The 18,829-nt window shown below is 63.9% G+C and carries 21 protein-coding genes; 9 read left to right on the top strand and 12 right to left on the bottom strand.

The genetic code is table 11. From position 1 onward, the window contains the following. Nucleotides 1-57 precede the first annotated feature (57 nt). The gene (coaBC, locus tag NKH16_RS05160) at nucleotides 58-1,515 is read left to right on the top strand and encodes a bifunctional phosphopantothenoylcysteine decarboxylase/phosphopantothenate--cysteine ligase CoaBC (protein ID WP_352742133.1); all 1,458 of its coding nucleotides are present in this window, start codon (nucleotides 58-60) and stop codon (nucleotides 1,513-1,515) included. On the opposite strand, the gene NKH16_RS05155 is transcribed toward coaBC, so the two are convergent. From NKH16_RS05155 to NKH16_RS05130, 6 genes are all read right to left on the bottom strand, one after another. Beyond that, on the bottom strand, nucleotides 1,512-2,969 hold the full coding sequence (locus NKH16_RS05155) for an MFS transporter (protein WP_352742131.1): 1,458 nt from the start codon (nucleotides 2,967-2,969) through the stop codon (nucleotides 1,512-1,514). The two genes, coaBC and NKH16_RS05155, sit on opposite strands and share 4 nt — an antisense overlap. 410 nt (nucleotides 2,970-3,379) lie before the next feature. Continuing rightward, on the bottom strand, nucleotides 3,380-3,853 hold the full coding sequence (locus tag NKH16_RS05150; protein ID WP_023675329.1) for a DUF992 domain-containing protein: 474 nt from the start codon (nucleotides 3,851-3,853) through the stop codon (nucleotides 3,380-3,382). Nucleotides 3,854-3,989: 136 nt separating this feature from the next. Then, a complete protein-coding gene (locus tag NKH16_RS05145) occupies nucleotides 3,990-4,835 on the bottom strand; it encodes a tetratricopeptide repeat protein (RefSeq protein WP_352469482.1) in 846 nt (281 codons plus the stop codon). A 161-nt stretch (nucleotides 4,836-4,996) separates the two neighbouring features. Next, nucleotides 4,997-5,269, bottom strand: coding sequence for a 30S ribosomal protein S21 (rpsU, locus tag NKH16_RS05140; RefSeq protein ID WP_023675331.1), 273 nt, complete (start codon nucleotides 5,267-5,269; stop codon nucleotides 4,997-4,999). A 266-nt stretch (nucleotides 5,270-5,535) separates the two neighbouring features. Continuing rightward, nucleotides 5,536-5,922 (bottom strand): SET domain-containing protein, encoded by a 387-nt coding sequence (locus NKH16_RS05135; protein ID WP_352454023.1) that lies wholly within the window; start codon nucleotides 5,920-5,922, stop codon nucleotides 5,536-5,538. 109 nt (nucleotides 5,923-6,031) lie between these two features. After that, complete coding sequence (locus tag NKH16_RS05130; protein WP_352742129.1) at nucleotides 6,032-6,790, bottom strand: SDR family oxidoreductase; 759 nt, start codon at nucleotides 6,788-6,790, stop codon at nucleotides 6,032-6,034. A 191-nt stretch (nucleotides 6,791-6,981) separates the two neighbouring features. Between NKH16_RS05130 and NKH16_RS05125 the strand changes: the two genes are divergently transcribed. Beyond that, a complete protein-coding gene (locus tag NKH16_RS05125; protein ID WP_352898559.1) occupies nucleotides 6,982-7,725 on the top strand; it encodes a hypothetical protein in 744 nt (247 codons plus the stop codon). A 48-nt stretch (nucleotides 7,726-7,773) separates the two neighbouring features. On the opposite strand, the gene NKH16_RS05120 is transcribed toward NKH16_RS05125, so the two are convergent. Next, entirely contained in the window at nucleotides 7,774-8,115 is a 342-nt protein-coding gene (locus NKH16_RS05120; RefSeq protein WP_352742125.1) for a YrdB family protein, read from the bottom strand. A gap of 232 nt (nucleotides 8,116-8,347) precedes the next feature. On the opposite strand from NKH16_RS05120, the gene NKH16_RS05115 reads away from it, so the two are divergent. From NKH16_RS05115 to NKH16_RS05090, 6 genes are read left to right on the top strand one after another with little or no spacing between them, the layout of a single operon-like run. Further along, nucleotides 8,348-9,601 (top strand): sarcosine oxidase subunit beta, encoded by a 1,254-nt coding sequence (locus tag NKH16_RS05115; protein ID WP_352469485.1) that lies wholly within the window; start codon nucleotides 8,348-8,350, stop codon nucleotides 9,599-9,601. Beyond that, complete coding sequence (locus tag NKH16_RS05110; protein WP_352448263.1) at nucleotides 9,601-10,023, top strand: hypothetical protein; 423 nt, start codon at nucleotides 9,601-9,603, stop codon at nucleotides 10,021-10,023. The genes NKH16_RS05115 and NKH16_RS05110 overlap by 1 nt, the downstream gene beginning before the upstream one ends. A gap of 8 nt (nucleotides 10,024-10,031) precedes the next feature. Continuing rightward, nucleotides 10,032-10,328 (top strand): sarcosine oxidase subunit delta, encoded by a 297-nt coding sequence (locus NKH16_RS05105; protein ID WP_292519105.1) that lies wholly within the window; start codon nucleotides 10,032-10,034, stop codon nucleotides 10,326-10,328. Next, on the top strand, nucleotides 10,325-13,318 hold the full coding sequence (locus NKH16_RS05100; RefSeq protein WP_352898555.1) for a sarcosine oxidase subunit alpha: 2,994 nt from the start codon (nucleotides 10,325-10,327) through the stop codon (nucleotides 13,316-13,318). The genes NKH16_RS05105 and NKH16_RS05100 overlap by 4 nt, the downstream gene beginning before the upstream one ends. Next, nucleotides 13,311-13,889 carry a sarcosine oxidase subunit gamma gene (locus NKH16_RS05095; RefSeq protein ID WP_352742121.1) on the top strand — a complete coding sequence of 193 codons (579 nt, stop codon included), beginning with the start codon at nucleotides 13,311-13,313 and terminating at the stop codon, nucleotides 13,887-13,889. Before NKH16_RS05100 ends, NKH16_RS05095 begins: the two co-directional genes overlap by 8 nt. 53 nt (nucleotides 13,890-13,942) lie before the next feature. Further along, nucleotides 13,943-14,167: a hypothetical protein gene (locus tag NKH16_RS05090; protein WP_352742119.1), complete on the top strand. Its 225-nt coding sequence runs from the start codon at nucleotides 13,943-13,945 to the stop codon at nucleotides 14,165-14,167. 103 nt (nucleotides 14,168-14,270) lie between these two features. Here NKH16_RS05090 and NKH16_RS05085 read toward each other — a convergent pair whose 3' ends face one another. Next, nucleotides 14,271-14,510, bottom strand: a complete 240-nt coding sequence (locus tag NKH16_RS05085; RefSeq protein ID WP_352742117.1) for a DUF680 domain-containing protein — start codon at nucleotides 14,508-14,510, stop codon at nucleotides 14,271-14,273. A 177-nt stretch (nucleotides 14,511-14,687) separates the two neighbouring features. Further along, entirely contained in the window at nucleotides 14,688-15,329 is a 642-nt protein-coding gene (locus NKH16_RS05080) for a TetR/AcrR family transcriptional regulator (RefSeq protein ID WP_023675343.1), read from the bottom strand. Nucleotides 15,330-15,412: 83 nt separating this feature from the next. On the opposite strand from NKH16_RS05080, the gene NKH16_RS05075 reads away from it, so the two are divergent. Further along, nucleotides 15,413-16,033, top strand: a complete 621-nt coding sequence (locus NKH16_RS05075) for a hypothetical protein (RefSeq protein ID WP_352742115.1) — start codon at nucleotides 15,413-15,415, stop codon at nucleotides 16,031-16,033. A gap of 41 nt (nucleotides 16,034-16,074) precedes the next feature. Here NKH16_RS05075 and NKH16_RS05070 read toward each other — a convergent pair whose 3' ends face one another. From NKH16_RS05070 to NKH16_RS05060, 3 genes are all read right to left on the bottom strand, one after another. Continuing rightward, nucleotides 16,075-16,569, bottom strand: coding sequence for a MaoC family dehydratase (locus tag NKH16_RS05070; RefSeq protein ID WP_031211357.1), 495 nt, complete (start codon nucleotides 16,567-16,569; stop codon nucleotides 16,075-16,077). A 39-nt stretch (nucleotides 16,570-16,608) separates the two neighbouring features. Then, a complete protein-coding gene (locus tag NKH16_RS05065) occupies nucleotides 16,609-17,424 on the bottom strand; it encodes an SDR family oxidoreductase (RefSeq protein WP_352742113.1) in 816 nt (271 codons plus the stop codon). A gap of 514 nt (nucleotides 17,425-17,938) precedes the next feature. Continuing rightward, nucleotides 17,939-18,766, bottom strand: coding sequence for a MurR/RpiR family transcriptional regulator (locus NKH16_RS05060; RefSeq protein WP_352448257.1), 828 nt, complete (start codon nucleotides 18,764-18,766; stop codon nucleotides 17,939-17,941). Between the last annotated feature and the right edge of the window lie 63 nt (nucleotides 18,767-18,829).

The following is an 18,829-nucleotide window of genomic DNA, read 5'->3' as shown; positions in this document are numbered from 1 at the left end:
GCAAAGTGATTGCATTGCTATCATTGCACTCAGCAATTCCGGGCAAGGTGCAATCAGATGGCCAGCATCACGATCCGCAACCTTGATGACGAGGTCAAGGACCTGCTGCGCCGACTGGCGGCGGAGAATGGCCGGTCGATGGAAGACCAGGCGCGGGTGATGATCCGCGCAGCGGTCGAAGGTCAGTTCGGTTCGGCCGGTCGCATCGACCAGATCGAGAAAACACTGCGCGAACTGACGAGTTCGCAGAGTCCAGCAGCGCCGGTGGTCGCCGTCTCCAGCCCGCGAGGCATCCTCTCCGGCAAGCGCATCCTGCTGATCATCGGCGGCGGCATCGCCGCCTACAAGGCGCTCGACCTGATCCGCCGGCTGCGCGAGCGCGGTGCTTCGGTGCGCGTGGTGATGACCGCGGCGGCGCAGGAGTTCATCACTACGCTGTCGGCCGGGGCGCTGTCGGCCGACCACGTCTTCACCGAATTGTTCGACCGGCAGGACGAGCACGACATCGGCCATATCAGGCTGTCGCGCGAGGCCGACCTTTTGGTCGTGGCGCCGGCCACCGCCGACCTGATGGCAAAGCTCGCCAATGGCCATGCCAACGACCTTGCCTCGACCGTGCTCATCGCCACCGACAAGCGCGTCTTGGTGGCGCCGGCGATGAACCCGAAAATGTGGGCGCATCCGGCGGTCCGCCGCAACCGTGCGACGCTGAGCAAGGACGGCGTCGCATTCGTCGGCCCGGCGAAGGGCGAGATGGCCGAGAGCAACGAGGTGGGCGAGGGCCGCATGGCCGAGCCGCTGGAGATCGTCGCCGCGATCGAGGCGCTGCTCGACAGCCGGCCAAAGCCGCTGGCGGGCAGGAAGATCATCGTCACCTCCGGGCCGACGCATGAACCGATCGACCCGGTCCGCTACATCGCCAACCGGTCGTCGGGCAAACAGGGCCACGCCATCGCGGCGGCGCTGGCCAGGCTCGGCGCCGACGTGCGTCTCGTCTCCGGCCCGGTCGGCATTGCCGATCCGGCCGGCGTCGCCACGCTGCACGTCGAAACGGCCGTCGAGATGAAGGACGCCGTCGAGCAGCTGCTGCCGGCCGACGCGGCAGTGTTCGTCGCGGCTGTCGCCGACTGGCGCACTCAAAGTTCGGCCGGGGAAAAGATCAAGAAGGTGGCGGGCGAGGGGCCACCGGCGCTGCAGATGGTGGAAAATCCCGATATTCTCGCCGGTGTCGGGCATCACAAAAAGCGGCCGATGCTGGTGGTCGGTTTCGCCGCGGAGACGCAGGACCTGGTCAGGAATGCCCAGGCCAAGCTTGCAAAAAAGGGTGCCGATCTTATCGTTGCCAACGATGTCTCCCATGAAGATGGTTCCCCGGGCGTGATGGGCGGCGACCGCAACAAGGTGCGGATCGTCTCGAAGGCCGGCGTCGAGGAATGGCCGGAGATGAGCAAGGACGAGGTGGCGACGCGGCTCGCGGCGCTGATCGCCGACCGGATGAAGACGGTCGTTGTCTAGTCAATCTCCCCCACGGAGATTGACAGCTTCGCCGGCTTCGTGTCGGTCGCCCCCGAAATCCGCAAGGCGGCAAGGCATCCCAGGATTCCGAGCGGGATAAACGCCAGGAACAGCCAGGCGGCGACAGTTGCCGCGGCCTCACGGTTCAGGCCTTCGGAAAAGCCGCTGGCGTTGGCGACGATGCCGGTCAGTGCAGCACCCACGGCATAACCGATGCGCTGCATGGTCGGCACAGCGGCCGAGGCGATCGTCTGCTCGCCTTCCTTGGCCGATGCCACGATGACACGCGTGACGAACGGCCAGGCGATGCCGAAACTGCCGCCTTGCAGCAAGGCACAAAGCAGGATCAACGGGATAGAGCCGGCCGGCACCGTATAGGCGAAACCGGCGACGCCCGTGGCGATCATCAGCGCCCCGCCGACGATGATCAGCCGCTCGCGTTCCGGCGGCGCATTGGCTACGAGGATCGACAGGATCGACCAGGCGATCGATTCGGCGGCGATGATGTAGCCGGTGGTCAGGATCGGAATGCCGTGCAGGCTGGTCAGAAGCAGTGGTCCGTAGACCGCGAACGAGCAGGTCGCCACCGAAAACGCCGCGACCATGGTCATGCCCGCGCCGACCGGCGAGCGCCATGAGAACAGCCGCGACGGGAACAACCGCGAGCGCGGCTTCAGTGCATCGATATGGATGAACAGCGCCAGGCTGATCAGGCCGAGGGTGAGCAGCAGCGACGAGCGCAGCAGGGCGATGTCGACGCCAGCGGTGGCGATCAGCACGACGCTGACGGCGAGGCAGCCAAGTGCCGCAAAGGGGAAGGGCGGCGCCGAGCCGCCCGTCGCCTGCGGCCTCGTTGCTTCAGGCGTATCGAGCACAAGGAAGCTTGCCAGCGCCATGGCCGTGCCTCCGAGGGTAAAGACGCCGAAGGCCCAGCGCCAGGACAGCAATTCGGTCATGACCGCGCCGAGCACCGGCCCGCTGAAGGCGGCGACACCCCAGATCGCCGACATGACGCCGAAAAGCTGCGGCCAGATCGCGCGGGCAAACAGCCGCTCGACCGAGACGAAGGCGAGCGACACCAGCGCGCCGCCACCGAGCCCTTCGATCAGGCGGCCGCAGAGGAACAGCGGCATCGAAGGCGCGGTGGCGCAGACCAGCGCGCCGGCGGCATAGAGCATTGCGGCGACCATCATGTTGGTACGCAGCGCGACATAGCTCACCAGCCGTCCGGCGGCCGCACCGGCAACGATGGCGCCGAGCTCGTAGATCGCCAGCGACCAGCCGACCAGTTGCACGCCGGCAAGTTCGCCGACCATGGCCGGCATGACCGTTGCTACCATGGTTTCGTTGGTGGCGTGCAGCAGAATGCCGAGGCTGATGAAGCAGAAGCGCGCCAGGTCGCCGCTCGCCCACAGCGCGCGCCAGTCGACCCTGTTTGTGCTTGTCTTGGTCATCCGGTCCCCCAGGCTTTCTCAGACGCTGGTCTGAAGTATTGGAGCGTTCTTCACGTCCAAATGAGTACATGCCGCAGTATGGGAGGACTTCTAGAACCTCAACCGTAGTTGAGATCAAGCGGTCTTGATCGCCGTTGACGTGGCGGATTTCAAAATTGTGCGATGGGGGACGATCACGAGGCGTTGAGATTCTGGTCAGACCGAAGACAAGCAATATTGGATCGCCGCAATCTTCGGTCACGGTAACGGCATGAACACAGTTGCCATGCCGTGATCTTCGAGCGCCGCAACCTTGAACATCAGGGCGGCCCGTCCTCTGCGGAGTGGGCCTGCCGGAATCTATGAGCCTTCGGCAGCTATTCGCAGGCCGACACCTACGCTCCCCGCCGCTCGGGAGCCATGCTGCGCCGCTATTTGAACGAATGGATCAGGTCCAGCGAAGTGACGGCGACCGCCAGGTTGACGCCGGTCTGTGCCTGGACACTGAGCGGCTGCAGCGAAAAGGCGCTGTCGAGGCCGCCGACCAGGAGATTGGCGCCGCCACCGGTGACCACGCTGGCCTCGGCGTTCACGCCATAATAGCTGCCGGCAAGGTCGCCTTCATCGTGGTTGCGGGTCGCCGCCAGAACCGCCCATACCAGCTGGCCCTGATGCGTCCGGCCGACATCGACGCCGAGCTTGGAAATCACCCCGGTATAGACTTCGGAGGGGCCGCCACGATGCGGACGAAAGACACAGGAAACACCCTTGTTGGAGGTGACGAGATAGGCCGTGCCGCCGTCGATGGTGCAGTCGAGCACGCCGAGCTGGAGCTTGCTGGCGCTGGCGGGAGCGGCAACGACGGTCGTGGCGAGAGCAGCGGCACAAGCGAGTTTCTTGATCATGGCGGGGTCCTTTCGAAATTGCCTTGTACAAACGGCTGAGCACGCCGAGCGTTCCGCCGAAAACTTGGCGCCAGCAAGGCGAAGCTAAACGCAGGGTTGTCGGAGTGCGGAAACGGAGGCCCGATTAACCGGCCGCTCAGCCGGCACTGGTGCGGGCCAGGCCGTCCTTGGCCGGCTGGTAGGTCGGATTGAGGTGCACGGCCTCGCGGTAGGATTTCGCGGCCCTGACCTTGTCGCCGCGCCGCTCGTAGATCAACGCCTGGTTGGACCAGGCCTCGGCATTCTTGCCGTCGAGCTTGATGGCCATGTTGAAGTCGGCGAAGGCATTGTCCTCGTCGTTCATGGCAAGGTAGGAGAGGCCGCGTCCGTTGTAAGGCTCGGAGGCGTCCGGCGCCAACGAAATGGCGGTCGAGAAATCCTCGATGGCAAAGGCGTGCTGGCCCTGACTCTGGTAGATCAGGCCGCGATTGTGATAGGCGCGCGCGTCGGTCGTGTCGAGCTGGATGGCCTTCTGGAAATCGTTGAAGGCTTCCTGGACCCGGCCCGCCCTGCGGTAGAGATTGCCGCGGCCGATATAGGCGGCGTCATAGTTGGAATTGATCTGGATCGAGCGGTTGTAGTCGGCGAGCGCGCTCGCCTGATCGCCGAGGAAGCGCTGGATGAGCGCGCGGTTCGAATAGGCCTGGTAAAAATTCGGATTGAGCTGGATGGCGGTGTTGAAGTCCTTCAGCGCCGCCTGGTACTGGCCGCCGCGGCCATAGGCCGAGCCGCGCACATTGTAGGCTTCCGGATCCTGGGGGTTGCGCTGGATCACCGCCGACAGCGAGGAGATGTTCTCGCTCGAGCCTTGCGCCTTGTCGATGTTGTTGAACTCGCCGGTCGGAACGCTCTGGCAGCTGGCAAGCGCCATCCCGGAAAGCAGGGCTGCCGTCAGGGCGAGGCCGCGCCACGCGGTTCTGCGCTCTACGGTGATTGCGTCCATGTCTGCCCTGTCCTTACTGCGCCGTCTGGTCCGTTCCCCCTCCGAACCGGCATCTCTCCCAACCGGTCCTCTCGGACCGGGTCGAACTCACAACAAAAAGGTGGCGGCGATTCCGCATCGCGCCACCTTGGATATCCTTGGAAAAGGACGAAAAATTGACGTCAGAACCGCGGCGGACGCGGAGCACCGGCACCGGCAGCACCGGCCGCGACCGGACGCGGCGTCATCGGCAGCAGGCCTTCGCGCTGGGCGCGCTTGCGGGCCAGCTTGCGGGCACGGCGCACGGCTTCCGCCTTTTCACGGGCGCGCTTCTCGGAGGGCTTCTCGTAATGTCCGCGCATCTTCATTTCGCGGAAGATGCCTTCACGCTGCATCTTTTTCTTGAGCGCGCGAAGCGCCTGATCAACATTGTTGTCGCGGACGAGTACCTGCACGTGCAATCCTGTCTTTCGGGTTTGAAATCAACAGGCAAGCGGCCATAGCCGCAAGCCTCCGCGGCGCGTTACACCACGAATTGGGGCGGCTGATAGCAGAATCAAGGGGCTCTGTCCACAGCCGATTGAGAGGCGGTGCCGATCCCGAAACGAAAAACCCGCCTCAGCGGCGGGTCGTTGGTGTGAATCAGCACCATATCGAGCTTAGTAGCATAGCTGCCGGCACAAAGCAAGAACAAAATTCGCCTCGGACCAGATAGGCGCCGCTACGCCGTGGCCAGGTGGAGCTGCTCGAAACCCTCGAAGAACTCGCCGTAGTCGCAGGTTATCTCCTCGCCGGCGGCGATGTCGCGGGTCGCGGTGGCCCCGCCATATTGCGAAAAGTCGGTGTTCGGCTTGTCGGCGTGGTTCATGAAGCGGCCATTGTCGACCTCATAGACCATGAAGCCGGGCCGGTCCGGACTGGGATAGGCATATCTGTCGAGCAATTCCTTGAGGTGCGGCGGCGCCGTCTCGTATCTTTCCATCGGGATCAGCCGGTCGAAGTCCGGATCGAGCCGCCAGATCTGAGCCCCTTTCCGGATCGGCTCGGCGGCGAACACGCCGACGCCTTCGATTGCGCTTGCAGCGATATAGGTCCTGATCAGCAGCATGTTTCCAACCCGTTTTCGAGGCGAAGACGGAATCGTCAAATCGCCGGAAAAAGCAAGGCCGGTTTTTCCGGCATTGCGGCTGGCGGGCCCACGCCAACCACGAAACGCTTCACGTCCGGGTGATCGAGACACCGCCGTCGGCGAATAGTGCCGCGCCGGTGGTGAAACTCGATGCATCGGAAGCCAGGTAAAGCGCCGAGCGAGCGATCTCCTCAGGCTTGGCGACGCGCTTCAAAGCATGCAGATTTTCGACGAAGGCTCGCGATTCAGGTGTCTTGAATGTCGCCGAAGGCGTGTCGGTGCCGCCCGGCAGCAGCGCGTTGACTCGAATCCCCTTGGCGCCAAATTCGGCGGCCAGCACCTGCGTCAATCCGATCAGCCCGGCCTTGCTCGCGGCATAGCTGGTCATGCCGGGCATGCCGACCGTGTAGCCGACGAAGGTGGAGGTGAAGATCAACGACCCGCCGCCGCGTTCGACCATCGCCGGCACCTGGTATTTCGCGCCGAGAAAGGCGCTGGTCAGATTGGTATCGAGCGTCTCGCGCCAGCCCTCCAGCGACAGCTCAGAAACCGGCCCCATCCTACCGACCGAGCCGGCATTGTTGAAGGCGATGTCGAGCCCGCCGAATTTCTCGACCGCCAGGTCGACCAGGACTTTCGCGTAGGCTTCGTCACGGACATCGCCGGCAAGAGCGACGGCGGTGCCGTCGGCGTCTTCGATTTCGGCAACCAGCGCGTCGAGTTCCGCCTGGCGGCGGGCGGCGACGACGAGCCTGGCGCCTTGCTCGGCAAAGAGCTTTGCCGTGGCGCGGCCGATGCCGGAACTGGCGCCAGTGATGATGGCGACCTTGTTGGCGAGTGCGAACATTTCTGCATCCTTTTTTGGCGCCGGCTCTTGCCGGCAATCGGATGCTTGGTCGCAAATCGGGGCGGTGCGAACCACCCGATACATGCGCTGCCCTCGACAGCGCTCGTTGACGTCCGCTGGCCACCAGGCTACGGCTCGTTATCCAAACTTGCGGGTGGACGCGCCACCCATTTGCAATGACCCCCCAAGACATGATGAGCAAGTTGCTGGAGCCCGGCTACGAGGGCGAGGGCAATTTGGCGAACGACCTTCTTTCGGAGTTCAAAAAAGGCTTTCCGATTGAAAATCTCCGGCCGCTGCTGGTTTCAAGCAATATCCATACGCAGTCCGTGGCTGCGTTCATAACGGTCGAAATAGGCTTCAGACGACGCTTCAAGTTGAACTGCGTTGTCGCAGAGATAGCCGATCTGCTCGACAGCAAAGCTTCGCGTACCCGCTTCGATGTAATCGAGGCGCTCGGGGACTGCACCACGCCAGCTGATGGGGCTATTCTAGGTCGCGTAATGCTGCGGCTGGACGACGAACATGCCGGCGTTCGATGGAAGGTTGTCCAGTTCATCTGCTTTGCGGAGCGGTGGCAGCTGCAGCTCGCGGTGGAAAATGCCGCCGCGCTTCGCCCGGACTCGGCTTTCACGACACTGGTCAATGCTTATGGTCACTATATCATGCCGAGTGCCAAGGACCTGCCACGGTTGCTCGCGAATCCGGATGCGGTGTTGCGGCGCTTTGCTGCGGCAGTGGCTATCAGGCCGCGCGAGGTGATCGTCGAGCGCTTCGTGGCCATGGCGGAGCAGTCGGACGATGCGGAAATTCGTCAAATCGCTGCCGATTGCCGCAAAGGTTATTTGCGGGCGACCTATGCGATTGGGCCGTCCATCCTGAAGCGTGCTCCGGCTGACCCCTCAAAAGGCGAAGCTCAGAAGAGCGACCAGTGAAAGCACGGCGCAAAACGGCAGGCGCCGTCGCAAACAGGGGCAAGGCGACTATTGCCTAAGTAGCCAGCCGAGCCGATCGAGCGAAAATGCGTAGCTGACGGCGATCAGCAGGGCGACGGCTATGCCGGCTGTCGTGTAACCGGCCAGGTGGAATCCGGCAGCGCCGCCGAACAGGATGACGAGTTCGAGCACCAGCCGCAAACCGCCCGGCACCGGAACCGGCGCCCGCCCCGAGCGGCTCGGATCGTTCGGCACTGCGAAGATTCCCCAAAGCGCGGCGGCAACGAACGGCAATGCCACGGCAAGGATCCAGCGCCACATGCCGGCTGAGAGGCTCCAGCCCGCCATGCCGAGGCCGAGCAAAGCGGCGAGCTCCAGCAAGAAACGCAATGTCAGATTCCACCTGACGTTACCCACCGCCATAATCCTCCGATCGTCAGGCGACGGATAGCGGTGGAAGGCAATTGCATCAACCAGCCCGGATGCGGCTTTTTCACCACGGCGCAAAACGGCAAGCGCCGTCGCAAACAGTGCAAGGCTGGCAGCGCCGTTTCGCTAGTGATACAGCTCGCGCGCCGGGGTTCGAGTGGATGCCCGGCCGTCATTTGCGAGGCCTGCGACGTTGAAGAAATACTCGGTATTCGCCATCGCCCGCGAGGCCATGCGCGGTCACAAGGGCTGGGAGGAACAATGGTCCTCGCCGGAGCCGAAGAAGGAGTACGACGTCATCATCGTCGGCGCCGGCGGCCACGGCCTGGCCACCGCCTATTATCTCGCCACCGTGCACGGCATCACCAACGTCGCGGTATTGGAAAAAGGCTGGCTGGGCGGTGGCAATACCGGGCGCAACACCACCATCATCCGCTCGAACTATCTCTACGACGAGAGCGCCGGCATCTACGACCATGCGCTGAAGCTGTGGGACGGGCTCAGCCAGGAGCTCAACTACAACGTCATGTATTCGCCGCGCGGCGTCATGATGCTCGCCCATAACATCCATGACATCCAGGTCCTGAAGCGGCACGTCCATGCCAACCGGCTGAACGGCATCGACAATGAATGGCTGACGCCGGAGCAGGCCAAGGAATTCTGCCCGCCGCTCAACATTTCGCGCAATGCGCGCTATCCGGTGATGGGCGCCTCCCTGCAGCGCCGCGGCGGCACGGCGCGTCACGATGCGGTTGCCTGGGGCTATGCGCGCGGCGCCTCGGCGCGCGGCGTCCACATCATCCAGAATTGCGAGGTCACCGGCGTCAAACGGGCGCCGAACGGCGCGGTCACCGGCGTCGAGACGACGCGCGGCTTCATCGGTGCCAGGAAGGTCGGCGTGGTTGCCGCCGGGCACTCATCGGTGATCATGAACATGGCCGGCGTGCGCATGCCGCTGGAAAGCTATCCGCTGCAGGCGCTGGTGTCGGAGCCGGTCAAGCCGGTGGTGCCTTGCGTGGTGATGTCGAACACCGTGCATGCCTATATCTCGCAGTCCGACAAGGGCGAACTGGTCATCGGCGCCGGCACCGACCAATATGTCTCCTATTCGCAGACCGGCGGGCTGCACATTTTGCAGCATACGCTGGACGCCATCTGCGAGATGTTCCCGATCTTCACGCGCATGAAGATGCTGCGCTCATGGGGCGGCATCGTCGATGTGACACCGGACCGTTCGCCGATCCTGGCCAAGACGCCGGTGCCCGGCCTCTATGTCAATTGCGGCTGGGGCACAGGCGGCTTCAAGGCGACGCCGGGCTCGGGCCATGTCTTTGCCCACACGATCGCCAGGGACGATCCGCACCCGATCAACGCGCCCTTCACCATAGAGCGCTTCCGCACCGGCCGCCTCATCGACGAGGCGGCGGCGGCAGCGGTGGCGCACTGATGATGACCGAGATGGCCGTCGCCATGCCGCTGATGCTCGCCGGCGAGCAAGGCCTGTTCCATATCCCCACGCCAGAGGAGGTGCGCCTGCAGCCCATCAGCCGCGTCGGCAATGAAGCGGATTGGCCGTTTTCCGTCGACGAGGGTGTACTCGCCTGCGCGTGGAGCGCCGGTCAGAGAGTGGTCACCTTTATGGAGAACCGGCCAGCCGATCTCGAGGAAGGCGAAAAATTCGAGCGGCGCTACGTCATCGTGACGACCGAACCGATGACGCTTTCGGTCGGCAATATGGCGTATCGCGACCTTTTCCGCCCGGTAGCCAGCATTGAGGAGCGCATCCGGCTGGTCGCGCCCTTCGTGACGATGGGCCAGAGGCTTTGCGACCAACCTGCCGGCGCTCGCGTCGGCCACGGCGAACTGTAGGACCAACCATGCTTCTCATCCGCTGCCCCTATTGCGAGGAAGAGCGTCCGGAGCTCGAATTCCGCAACGCCGGCGAGGCGCATATCGCGCGTTCCCCAAACATCGCCGGCGAGAGCGACGACGATTTTGAAAAGTTCTTTTTCATCCGCTCCAATCCCAAGGGGATCATCTATGAGCGCTGGCGGCACATGCATGGCTGTGCGCGGTTCTTCAATGCCGTGCGCGACACCGTCAGCGACAGGTTCCTGATGACTTACAAGGCCGGCGAACCGAAGCCCACCAAGCTGCCGGGAGCCGCCAAATGAGCGCCACGTTCCGCATTGCCGGCGCCGGGCGGCTCAAACAGGCAAAGATAGCTGGCTTCAGCTTCGACGGCCGCCCCTATACCGGCATCGAGGGCGATACGTTGGCCTCGGCGCTGCTTGCAAACGGCGTCCATCTCGTCGGCCGCTCGTTCAAGTACCACCGGCCGCGCGGTTTTCTGTCGGCCGGCGCCGAAGAGCCGAACGCGCTGGTCGAGATCAAGCGCGACGCGGCACGCAAGACGCCGAACGTGCGTGCCACGGTGCAGGAACTCTATGACGGATTGACCGCACAGTCGCAGAACCGCTGGCCGTCGCTCGCTTTCGACATCGGTGCCGTCAGCAGTATTGCCTCACCGATGCTTTCGGCCGGCTTCTACTACAAGACCTTCATGTGGCCGAAGGCCGCGTGGAAAAACCTCTACGAGCCCAAGATCCGCGCCGCCGCCGGTCTCGGCGTCGCTCCTGACCAGCCGGATCCCGACCACTATTCGGCGCGCTTCGCCCATTGCGAGGTGCTGGTGCTTGGCGGCGGTGCCGCGGGCATCGCAGCGGCATTGGCCGCGGCCGAGACCGGCGCGCGCGTCATCCTTGCCGACGAGCAGGCGAAATTCGGCGGCAGCCTGCGCTTCGAGAGCGGCGCCAGGATCGAAGGCCAGGACGGCTTTTCCTGGGCGCAATCGGCTCTCGCCAAGTTGAGCGCGATGGACAATGTCCGCGTGCTGCCGCGTACCACGGCCTTCGGCTATTACGCGCAGAATTTCGTCGGGCTGGTCGAGCGCGTCAGCGACCATCTGCAGAACCCCGGCCGCGACCTGCCGCGCGAGCGGCTGTGGCAGGTTCGCGCCAAACGCGTGGTGCTGGCGACCGGCGCCATCGAGCGCCACATGGTGTTTGCCGACAACGACCGGCCGGGCATCATGCTGGCGTCGGCGGCGCGCACCTATCTCAACCATTACGGCGTCGCGGTCGGCAGGAATCTCGGCGTCTATACGGCGAACGATTCCGCCTATGCGGCGGCGATCGACCTGAAAAAGGCCGGCATCAACGTGGCGGCGATCGTCGACCTGCGCGACAACCCGACCGGGCCGGCGATCGACGAGGCGAGGGCGCTCGGCATCGAGGTCAATTTCGGCCGCGCGGTGATCCGCGCCGGCGGCAAATTGCGGGTGTCGTCGATGACTGTGCAGCCGAAGAATGGCGGCGGCGAGCGCACCGTCCCGGTTGACGCGATTCTGATGTCGGCCGGCTGGACGCCATCGGTGCATCTGTTCTCGCAATCGCGCGGCAAGGTCGCCTTCAATGACGAGACCAAGCGCTTCGTGCCCGGAATTTATGCGCAGGACTGCGTCTCGGTCGGCGCCTGCAACGGTACCGACGGGCTGTCGACGACGATCGACGAGGCCTATGCAGCGGGCGCCAAGGCGGCCAAGGACGCCGGCAGCAGGCCGGCCAAGGGCACCAAGCCGAAGGTCGACGCCGGCGAGAGCTGGTCGCGCGGCATGCTGGGTGCAGCACCCGGTGCCGGATCGGATACGACGGTCAAGGCCTTTGTCGACTTCCAGAACGACGTCACCGCCAAGGACATCCGCCAGGCAGTGCATGAGGGCATGCGCTCGATCGAGCACGTCAAGCGCTTCACCACCAATGGCATGGCGACCGACCAGGGCAAGACCTCCAACATGCACGGCCTGGCGATTGCCGCCGAGACGTTGGGCAAGCCGATCCCGCAGGTCGGGCTGACGACGTTCCGCGCGCCCTATACGCCGGTGACATTCGGCTCGATCGTCGGCCACGCGCGGGGTCCGCTGTTCGACCCGACCCGCAAGACGGCGATCCATCCCTGGGCAGAGCGTCAAGGCGCAATGTTCGAGGATGTCGGCCAATGGAAGCGCGCCTGGTATTTCCCGAAGCCGGGCGAGGACATACATGCGGCCGTCGACCGCGAATGCGTCACGGTGCGCAATATGGCCGGCCTGTTCGATGCCTCGACTCTGGGCAAGATCGAGGTGGTCGGGCCGGATGCGGCCAAATTCATGGAACTGCTCTACACCAATCCATGGGAGAAGCTCGAGCCCGGCCGCTGCCGGTACGGCATCATGCTGCGCGAGGACGGCTTCATCTATGACGACGGTGTCGTCGGCAGGCTTGCACCCGACCGTTTCCATGTGACGACGACGACCGGCGGCGCGCCGCGGGTCATGAACCATATGGAAGACTATCTCCAGACCGAGTTCCCGCATCTCAACGTCTGGCTGACCTCGATCACCGAGCAGTGGGCGGTGATTGCCGTGCAGGGACCCAAGTCTCGCGACATCATTGCGCCGCTGGTCGAGGGCATCGACATGTCGGATGAGGCGCTGCCGCATATGTCGGTGCGCGAAGGCAGGATCTGCGGCGTGCCGACAAGGCTGTTTCGCATGTCGTTCAGCGGTGAGCGCGGCTTCGAGGTCAACGTGCCGGCCGATTATGGCGAGGCGGTCTGGGAAGCGCTATGGGCCGAGGGCCAGAAGCACGGAGCCTGTGCCTACGGCACCGAGTCGATGCATGTGCTGCGCGCCGAAAAGGGCTACATCATCGTCGGCCAGGATACCGACGGGACGGTGACGCCGAACGATGCCGGGCTCGACTGGGCGGTCGGCAAGAAGAAGACCGACTTCGTCGGCATTCGCGGCATGGCGCGGCCGGATCTGGTCGCCAAGGGCCGCAAGCAGCTTGTCGGCCTGAAGACCAGGGATCCCAAGGTGGTGCTGGAGGAGGGCGCGCAGATCGTCGCGGACCCGAAGCAGGCAATCCCGATGAAGATGATTGGCCATGTCACCTCGAGCTATTGGTCGCAAAATTGCGGCCGCTCGATCGCGCTGGGGCTGGTCGCCGGCGGCCGCGATCGCACGGGCGAGACGCTCTATGTGCCGATGCCGAACGGGGTGATCGAGGTGGAGGTCACCGGCATGGTGTTCTTCGACGAGAAGGGGGAGCGCCTCAATGGCTAAGGCCGCTTTGAAAACCGACGCCGCCGGACCCTCAGTCGAACGCCGTCCGGCTCTCGCCGGCCAGTCGCTTTCCGCCGCCGGCGTTACACTTGCCGTGCTGCCGCCGGCCGAGCGCATATCGCTGCGCGCGCCGGAAGCCTCGATTGCGGCACTTTCGAAAGCGCTCGGCGTCGTCCTGCCGCAAAGGCCGAAAACCTCGGCGGCAAAGGCCGGACGCACGGCCTTGTGGCTCGGGCCGGACGAATGGCTGGTCATCGACGAGAGCGGAAAAGATCCGCTCGCCGACTGCGCCAGCATTTCCGTACTGCATTCGGCGGTCGCCATCTCGCACCGCAACGTCGCCATATCGGTTACCGGTCCGGCTGCCGCGGCGACGATCAATGCCGGCTGCCCGCAGGATCTGTCGCTCGACGCCTTTCCGGTCGGGGCGGCGTCGCGTACCATTCTCGGCAAGGTCGAAATCGTGCTGTTGCGCACGGCGGCCGACGCGTTCCGCGTCGAATGCTGGCGTTCCTTTTCCGATTATGTCTTTACTTTTCTGTCGGAGGCAGCGCGCGACGCGGCAGCATAGACATGTTCACCGCGCCCGACCGTTCTGCGACAGCGAGCCGAGGGAGAATGCAAATGCCGCCGAACTCCGCGCCGAAGTCGCCGGTCAAGACGCCGGCCGTGCGCTCTTTCGAAGACGAGCAGCGCACTGGGACGGATATCGAAGAGGAACTCGAGGAAGGCCTCGAGGATACATTCCCGGCCAGCGATCCGGTGTCGATCACCGGAACGGCCATTCCCGGCGCACCGGCAAGACCCGGCAAGCCCAAAATCGTGGTAGGACAGAAGCGCAAGAAGTGATCTGCGCGGGGTGACAAAAAGCAGGGCTGAGGCCGGCACGATGGGCGGCCGGAAATTGCTGCCGCCCTTTCGTTTCCTCACCGCGTATTGTCACCCGATCGGCTCAGAAGCTGCTTGGCACGATCCATGGGTCGATGCCGATGCCGAGCCTCGGGCCTTTGCTCCCAGCCTTGTGGGCCGCGGCATCGGCGTTTTCAAGCGATCCGGTCGGCGCGCAATCGAGCTTAGCACCGGTCTTGGTGTCGACGCAGGCCGCTTCTTGCTTGGCTGGCTGACTGCTGCCGGCAAATGCGGCGCCAGAGAGCGCCAGCAGGGCGGCGAGCGTGAGGATTGCCTTCTTCATCGTCGGTCTCCGGTTCAGCTATTGAATTTCTCGTACATGTACGGCATTGCGTACAGATACGCCCTGGACTCCCGATGTTCAAGCAAAATCGTACGCGTACGGAGAATTGCCGAACGCCCGGCGCCGCAGCGCAGATAGTTCGGAGAAGATCCTGCAGATCGGGAGGAGCGCCGCTCTTCAGCAGTTGACTGGCGGCGTGAGCGGCGCAATCTCGTGCGCGGCGATGGCTTCGAGCATGATGTCGCCGATCCGTGTGATGAACGTCGTCTGGTCGCCGAACGGGTAGAACGGGAAGGTGATCAGCAGCGAGATGGCGCCGTGGCCGACCGCCCACAGCATGGTGGCGATGGCGCGTGGATCGCCTTTGAGCCTGCCGGCGGCAACGCAGGCTTCGACCCTCGCGATCAGCACTTTCATCGCCGGGTTGCCGCTCTCCATTTCGGCGAAGGTCTTTCCGGCTGGCGGCCTGACTTTTTCGGTCATGAAGACGGTGCGGTATTCGTTGGGATTTTCCAGCCCAAAGGCGGCGTATTCGACAAGCACCGCCTTGAGCGCCTCGATCGGGTCGTCGGCCGTATGATTTGCGATGCGCCTGGCCAAGGTCTCGAAGGCATCCTCGGCCAGCGCGAACAGGATGTCCTGCTTGTCGGCGAAATAGGAATAGACCGACATCGGCGCATAGCCAACGCGCTTGGCGAGCTTGCGGATGGTGAGGCCGTCATAGCCTTCTTCCTGGACAAGCTTGTGCGCGGCGTCGACAAGTTCGGAACGCAGTTCGGCCTTTTGTTTTTCGCGGCGCTCCTGGACGCTTAGCTGCAACTTTCTACTGCCTTATGACTGATGGCTTGATGCAGCATATATACGCTGTACGACGTCGGGCAAGGGTGGCACGAAGCAGAAGCTTGACTGTCGTATGGCTGGCGATCGCGCTCGGCTTCGCCATGGAAGCTCTCATTCTGACCGTCAGATTTGCGGCAGGTGCCTACCCCGCGACGACGCAGGTTCTGATCGAACTGGCGCAAGGCGTGACCTGGCCGTTCTTCGTCTGCGCCGGCGTCAGCCTCGGCACGGCGCTCACCAAGGTGCGAGCCTCGCTCGGTGGCCTGATCGGTGCGATTTCGGCGCCACTGGCGATGGGCATCGCCAAAGGGACGCAAAAGGTTATGGTCAGCGCGCTGGACGCGGCGGCAAAGCCGGCCATCCTGTCGCTCACGACGCTCGGTGTGCTGCGGGCGATCGAATACGGGCTGCTCGGCTGGGCACTGGCGTCGCTGGCATCGAAGGAAGAACCGCGTCCGCTCCATTTCGCGCTGGCAGGCGCCCTGATAGGCGCGGTATTCGGCGGCGGCATCACGGTGCTGACCATCGAGACGGCCGCGGCAAATGACGCTGCTCTCGCAATGCCACAGGCGATCGCAACCGGCCTCAACGAGATCGTGTTCCCAATCGGTTGTTCACTGGTCGTCTACATTGCGCTGCAGGTCAGCCGCCACATGAAGTACGTCGCGGCCGAAGCCAAATAGATTTGGCACAGATAGATTTGGGCTTCTCAGCCCGACGAGAGTCAGACCGCTTCCGGCTGGCGTTCGATCAGCGTCAGCGTCAGCCAGCGCGCGGTCAGCGCCGGTTTTTTCGAGCCCTCGATCTCGATCGTCACGTCGTGCGCCGTCTGCACCCACCCCGACGGCCTGACCTTGACGTCGGCCAGCACGAAACGGGTGCGGATGCGCGAGCCGGTCTTCACCGGCGCCAGAAAGCGCAGCGAATCGAAGCCGTGATTGACGCCCATCTTGCTGTTTTCCAGCGGCGGCATGGTTTCGAAGGTCATCGCCGACAACAGCGAAAGCGACAGGAAGCCATGCGCGATGGTGCCGCCGAACGGCGTTTCGCGGCTGGCGCGTTCCGGATCGCAATGGATGAACTGATGGTCGTCGGTGGCATCGGCGAACTGGTCGATCATGCGCTGGGTGACGACCCGCCATGGCGACACGCCGACTTCCTTGCCGACGTTGGCCAGAAGCACATCGAGACTGATCGGTTCCACGCTGATGTCCTCCATCTTCACCCCCGGCATTTCACTCGCCGGATGGCGTGCGTCTCATTCCTTGAACAATGTCAGCCCGTGTTGCACCGACTGCCCGCCATCGATCGGCAGGATGGCGCCGGTGACATAGCTGCCGGCCCGGCTGCACAAATAGAGCGTTGCGCCGGCAATGTCATCCGGTGCGCCGATGCGGCCGATCGGAACGTGGTTGCCGATATGTCTTGCCTGGTCCTCGGTGCCGGTGGCGAAGGCCGTCATCCGGCTCTGGAAAGGGCCAGGCGCAAAGGCGTTGACGGTGATGCGGCGGGCGGCGAACTCGATTGCCAGGATGCGCGTCAGGTGGTGAACCGCGGCCTTCGAGGCCGAGTAGGAGTAGGCATCTTCGGCCAAAGGCTGCGTGCCCATCACCGATCCGAGGTTGATCACCCGGGCCGGGTCGGCATCGCTGGCGGCGGCCTCGAGCAGAGGCAGCAATTCGCGCGTCAGGTGGAAGACCGCGGTGACGTTGACGCCGAACACCTTGGCCCAGGCATGGTAGGGAAAGCTTTCCAGCGGCGCGCCCCAGGAGATGCCGGCATTGTTGACCAGGATATGCAGCCGCTCGGTCCGCGCCTGGACCTCGGCGATAAGTGCTGCAATGCCGGCCTCGCTGGAGACGTCGGCGGCGAAACCCTCGGCCCGGCCGGAGGCGCCAAGCCCGTTCAGTTCGCCGGCAACTCCGACGCAATCCTCGCCCTTGCGCGAGGCGATCATCACGGTGGCGCCGGCCTTGACCAGAGCGGTCGCCGCCATGCGGCCGATGCCGGTCGCGGCGCCGGTGACCAGCGCCTTCTTGCCGGCGACTGAGAACAGCTCGTCCAGATAGCTCATCGAATTCCTCCGCGCAGTTCACTGCGCTTTTGCCTGGTTATTCAAGCGAGCGGCGTCACGTCGACAAGGCTAGCCGAACTTCGATCATGCTTGCCATGGGTAAAGTAGCTGGGGTGGGGCACGCTTAGCGGCTGAATGGTTAAGCCCGAAATGCAAGGTGGTCATTCGGCCGTGACATGGGTCGGATGAATGATGCGGCCATTTCCGTTAACGAGCACCTTGTAAGCGGTTAATTTCGCACGTGAAGCAAGTCGTCATTACTCCTCCGCCCAAGCCGCAGGCGGGTCTTGAGGAGTTGGGAGGTGGCCGAGCAGTGGGGCGGGACTGACATTCGTATTCGTGGACGGGGACTATGCTTTCGGGGGGAAAGCCATGGGTAAGAAACAACGCACCGTCCTGCTGGCAGCGATTTTTGCGACTGCCTTTGGCGTCTTTTTGCTGATCCTGATCCTGCAGATGATCAGTTTTTTAGTGGACTAGACCGAAGCGAAACGCGTCCCTTTCCGGAGGGGCTCTACCGCAGGCTTTCCAGTTCGCGGATGCGTTTGGCGCCGTCGGCTTCGAGCTGCCTTGTGACCGCGCCGATCAGCGCTTCGGCAACGACGAAAAGTGCGGCGGATGAGTCCCACGCCGAAGGCACTGCGGTGCGCCCGGCGATGACGTGGCGGGCGAAGCGGGCGATCGGCGACAGCCACTGGTCGGTAAACAGCACGATCTGCACGCCGCGCTGGTTGGCGGTCTCGGCGAAACGGACGAGGCTGTCCTGATAGCGCCTGATGTCGAAGATCACCAGCACGTCGCGCTTACCCATGTCGATCAGTCGGTCGCGCCAGACGCTTTCCTGCCCGCCGAGGTGAAAAACGTTGGGCTGGATGATGGCGAGGTGGGCGGCCATGTAGCGCGCCAGCGGGTCGGTGAAGCGGCCGCCGATCAAGAATGTCTTGCCGCGCCGGTCGGCCAGCTTGGCGACGATGTCGGCAAGCTGCTTGTCCGAGAGATGCCGGAATGTCTCGCGCATATTGTCGAGCGTCGCCTCCAGCATCGGCGAGACGGCGCTGGCGCCCTGCGATGGCGGATTGAGCGTGCGCGAGGCCGGCGACTGCAATTGCGCCGCCAGTTCGTCTTGCAGCGTCGACTGGAATTCCGGATAGTTCTGGAAGCCGAGCCGGGCGACGAAACGCAGGATCGTCGGCGACGACACGCCGGCGGCAGCCGAGAATTCGGCGACCGTCTTCAGCCCGATCAGCGGATAGCTGGCGATCAGCGTTTGTGCTGCGCGCCGCTCGCCTGCCGGCATGGTGCCCATGCGGTCGGAGATCAGTTCGGCAATGCTGGAAACCATGTTTTTCCCCACCCTGGCCGTGCCGTTACCGCATTATCGAAATCGCGTTTGACAAAGCCGGCC

The sequence above is a fragment of the Mesorhizobium sp. M1307 genome (genome assembly GCF_040318155.1).
GTDB lineage: Bacteria > Pseudomonadota > Alphaproteobacteria > Rhizobiales > Rhizobiaceae > Mesorhizobium.
This window is presented reverse-complemented; position numbering and strand designations above follow the sequence as displayed.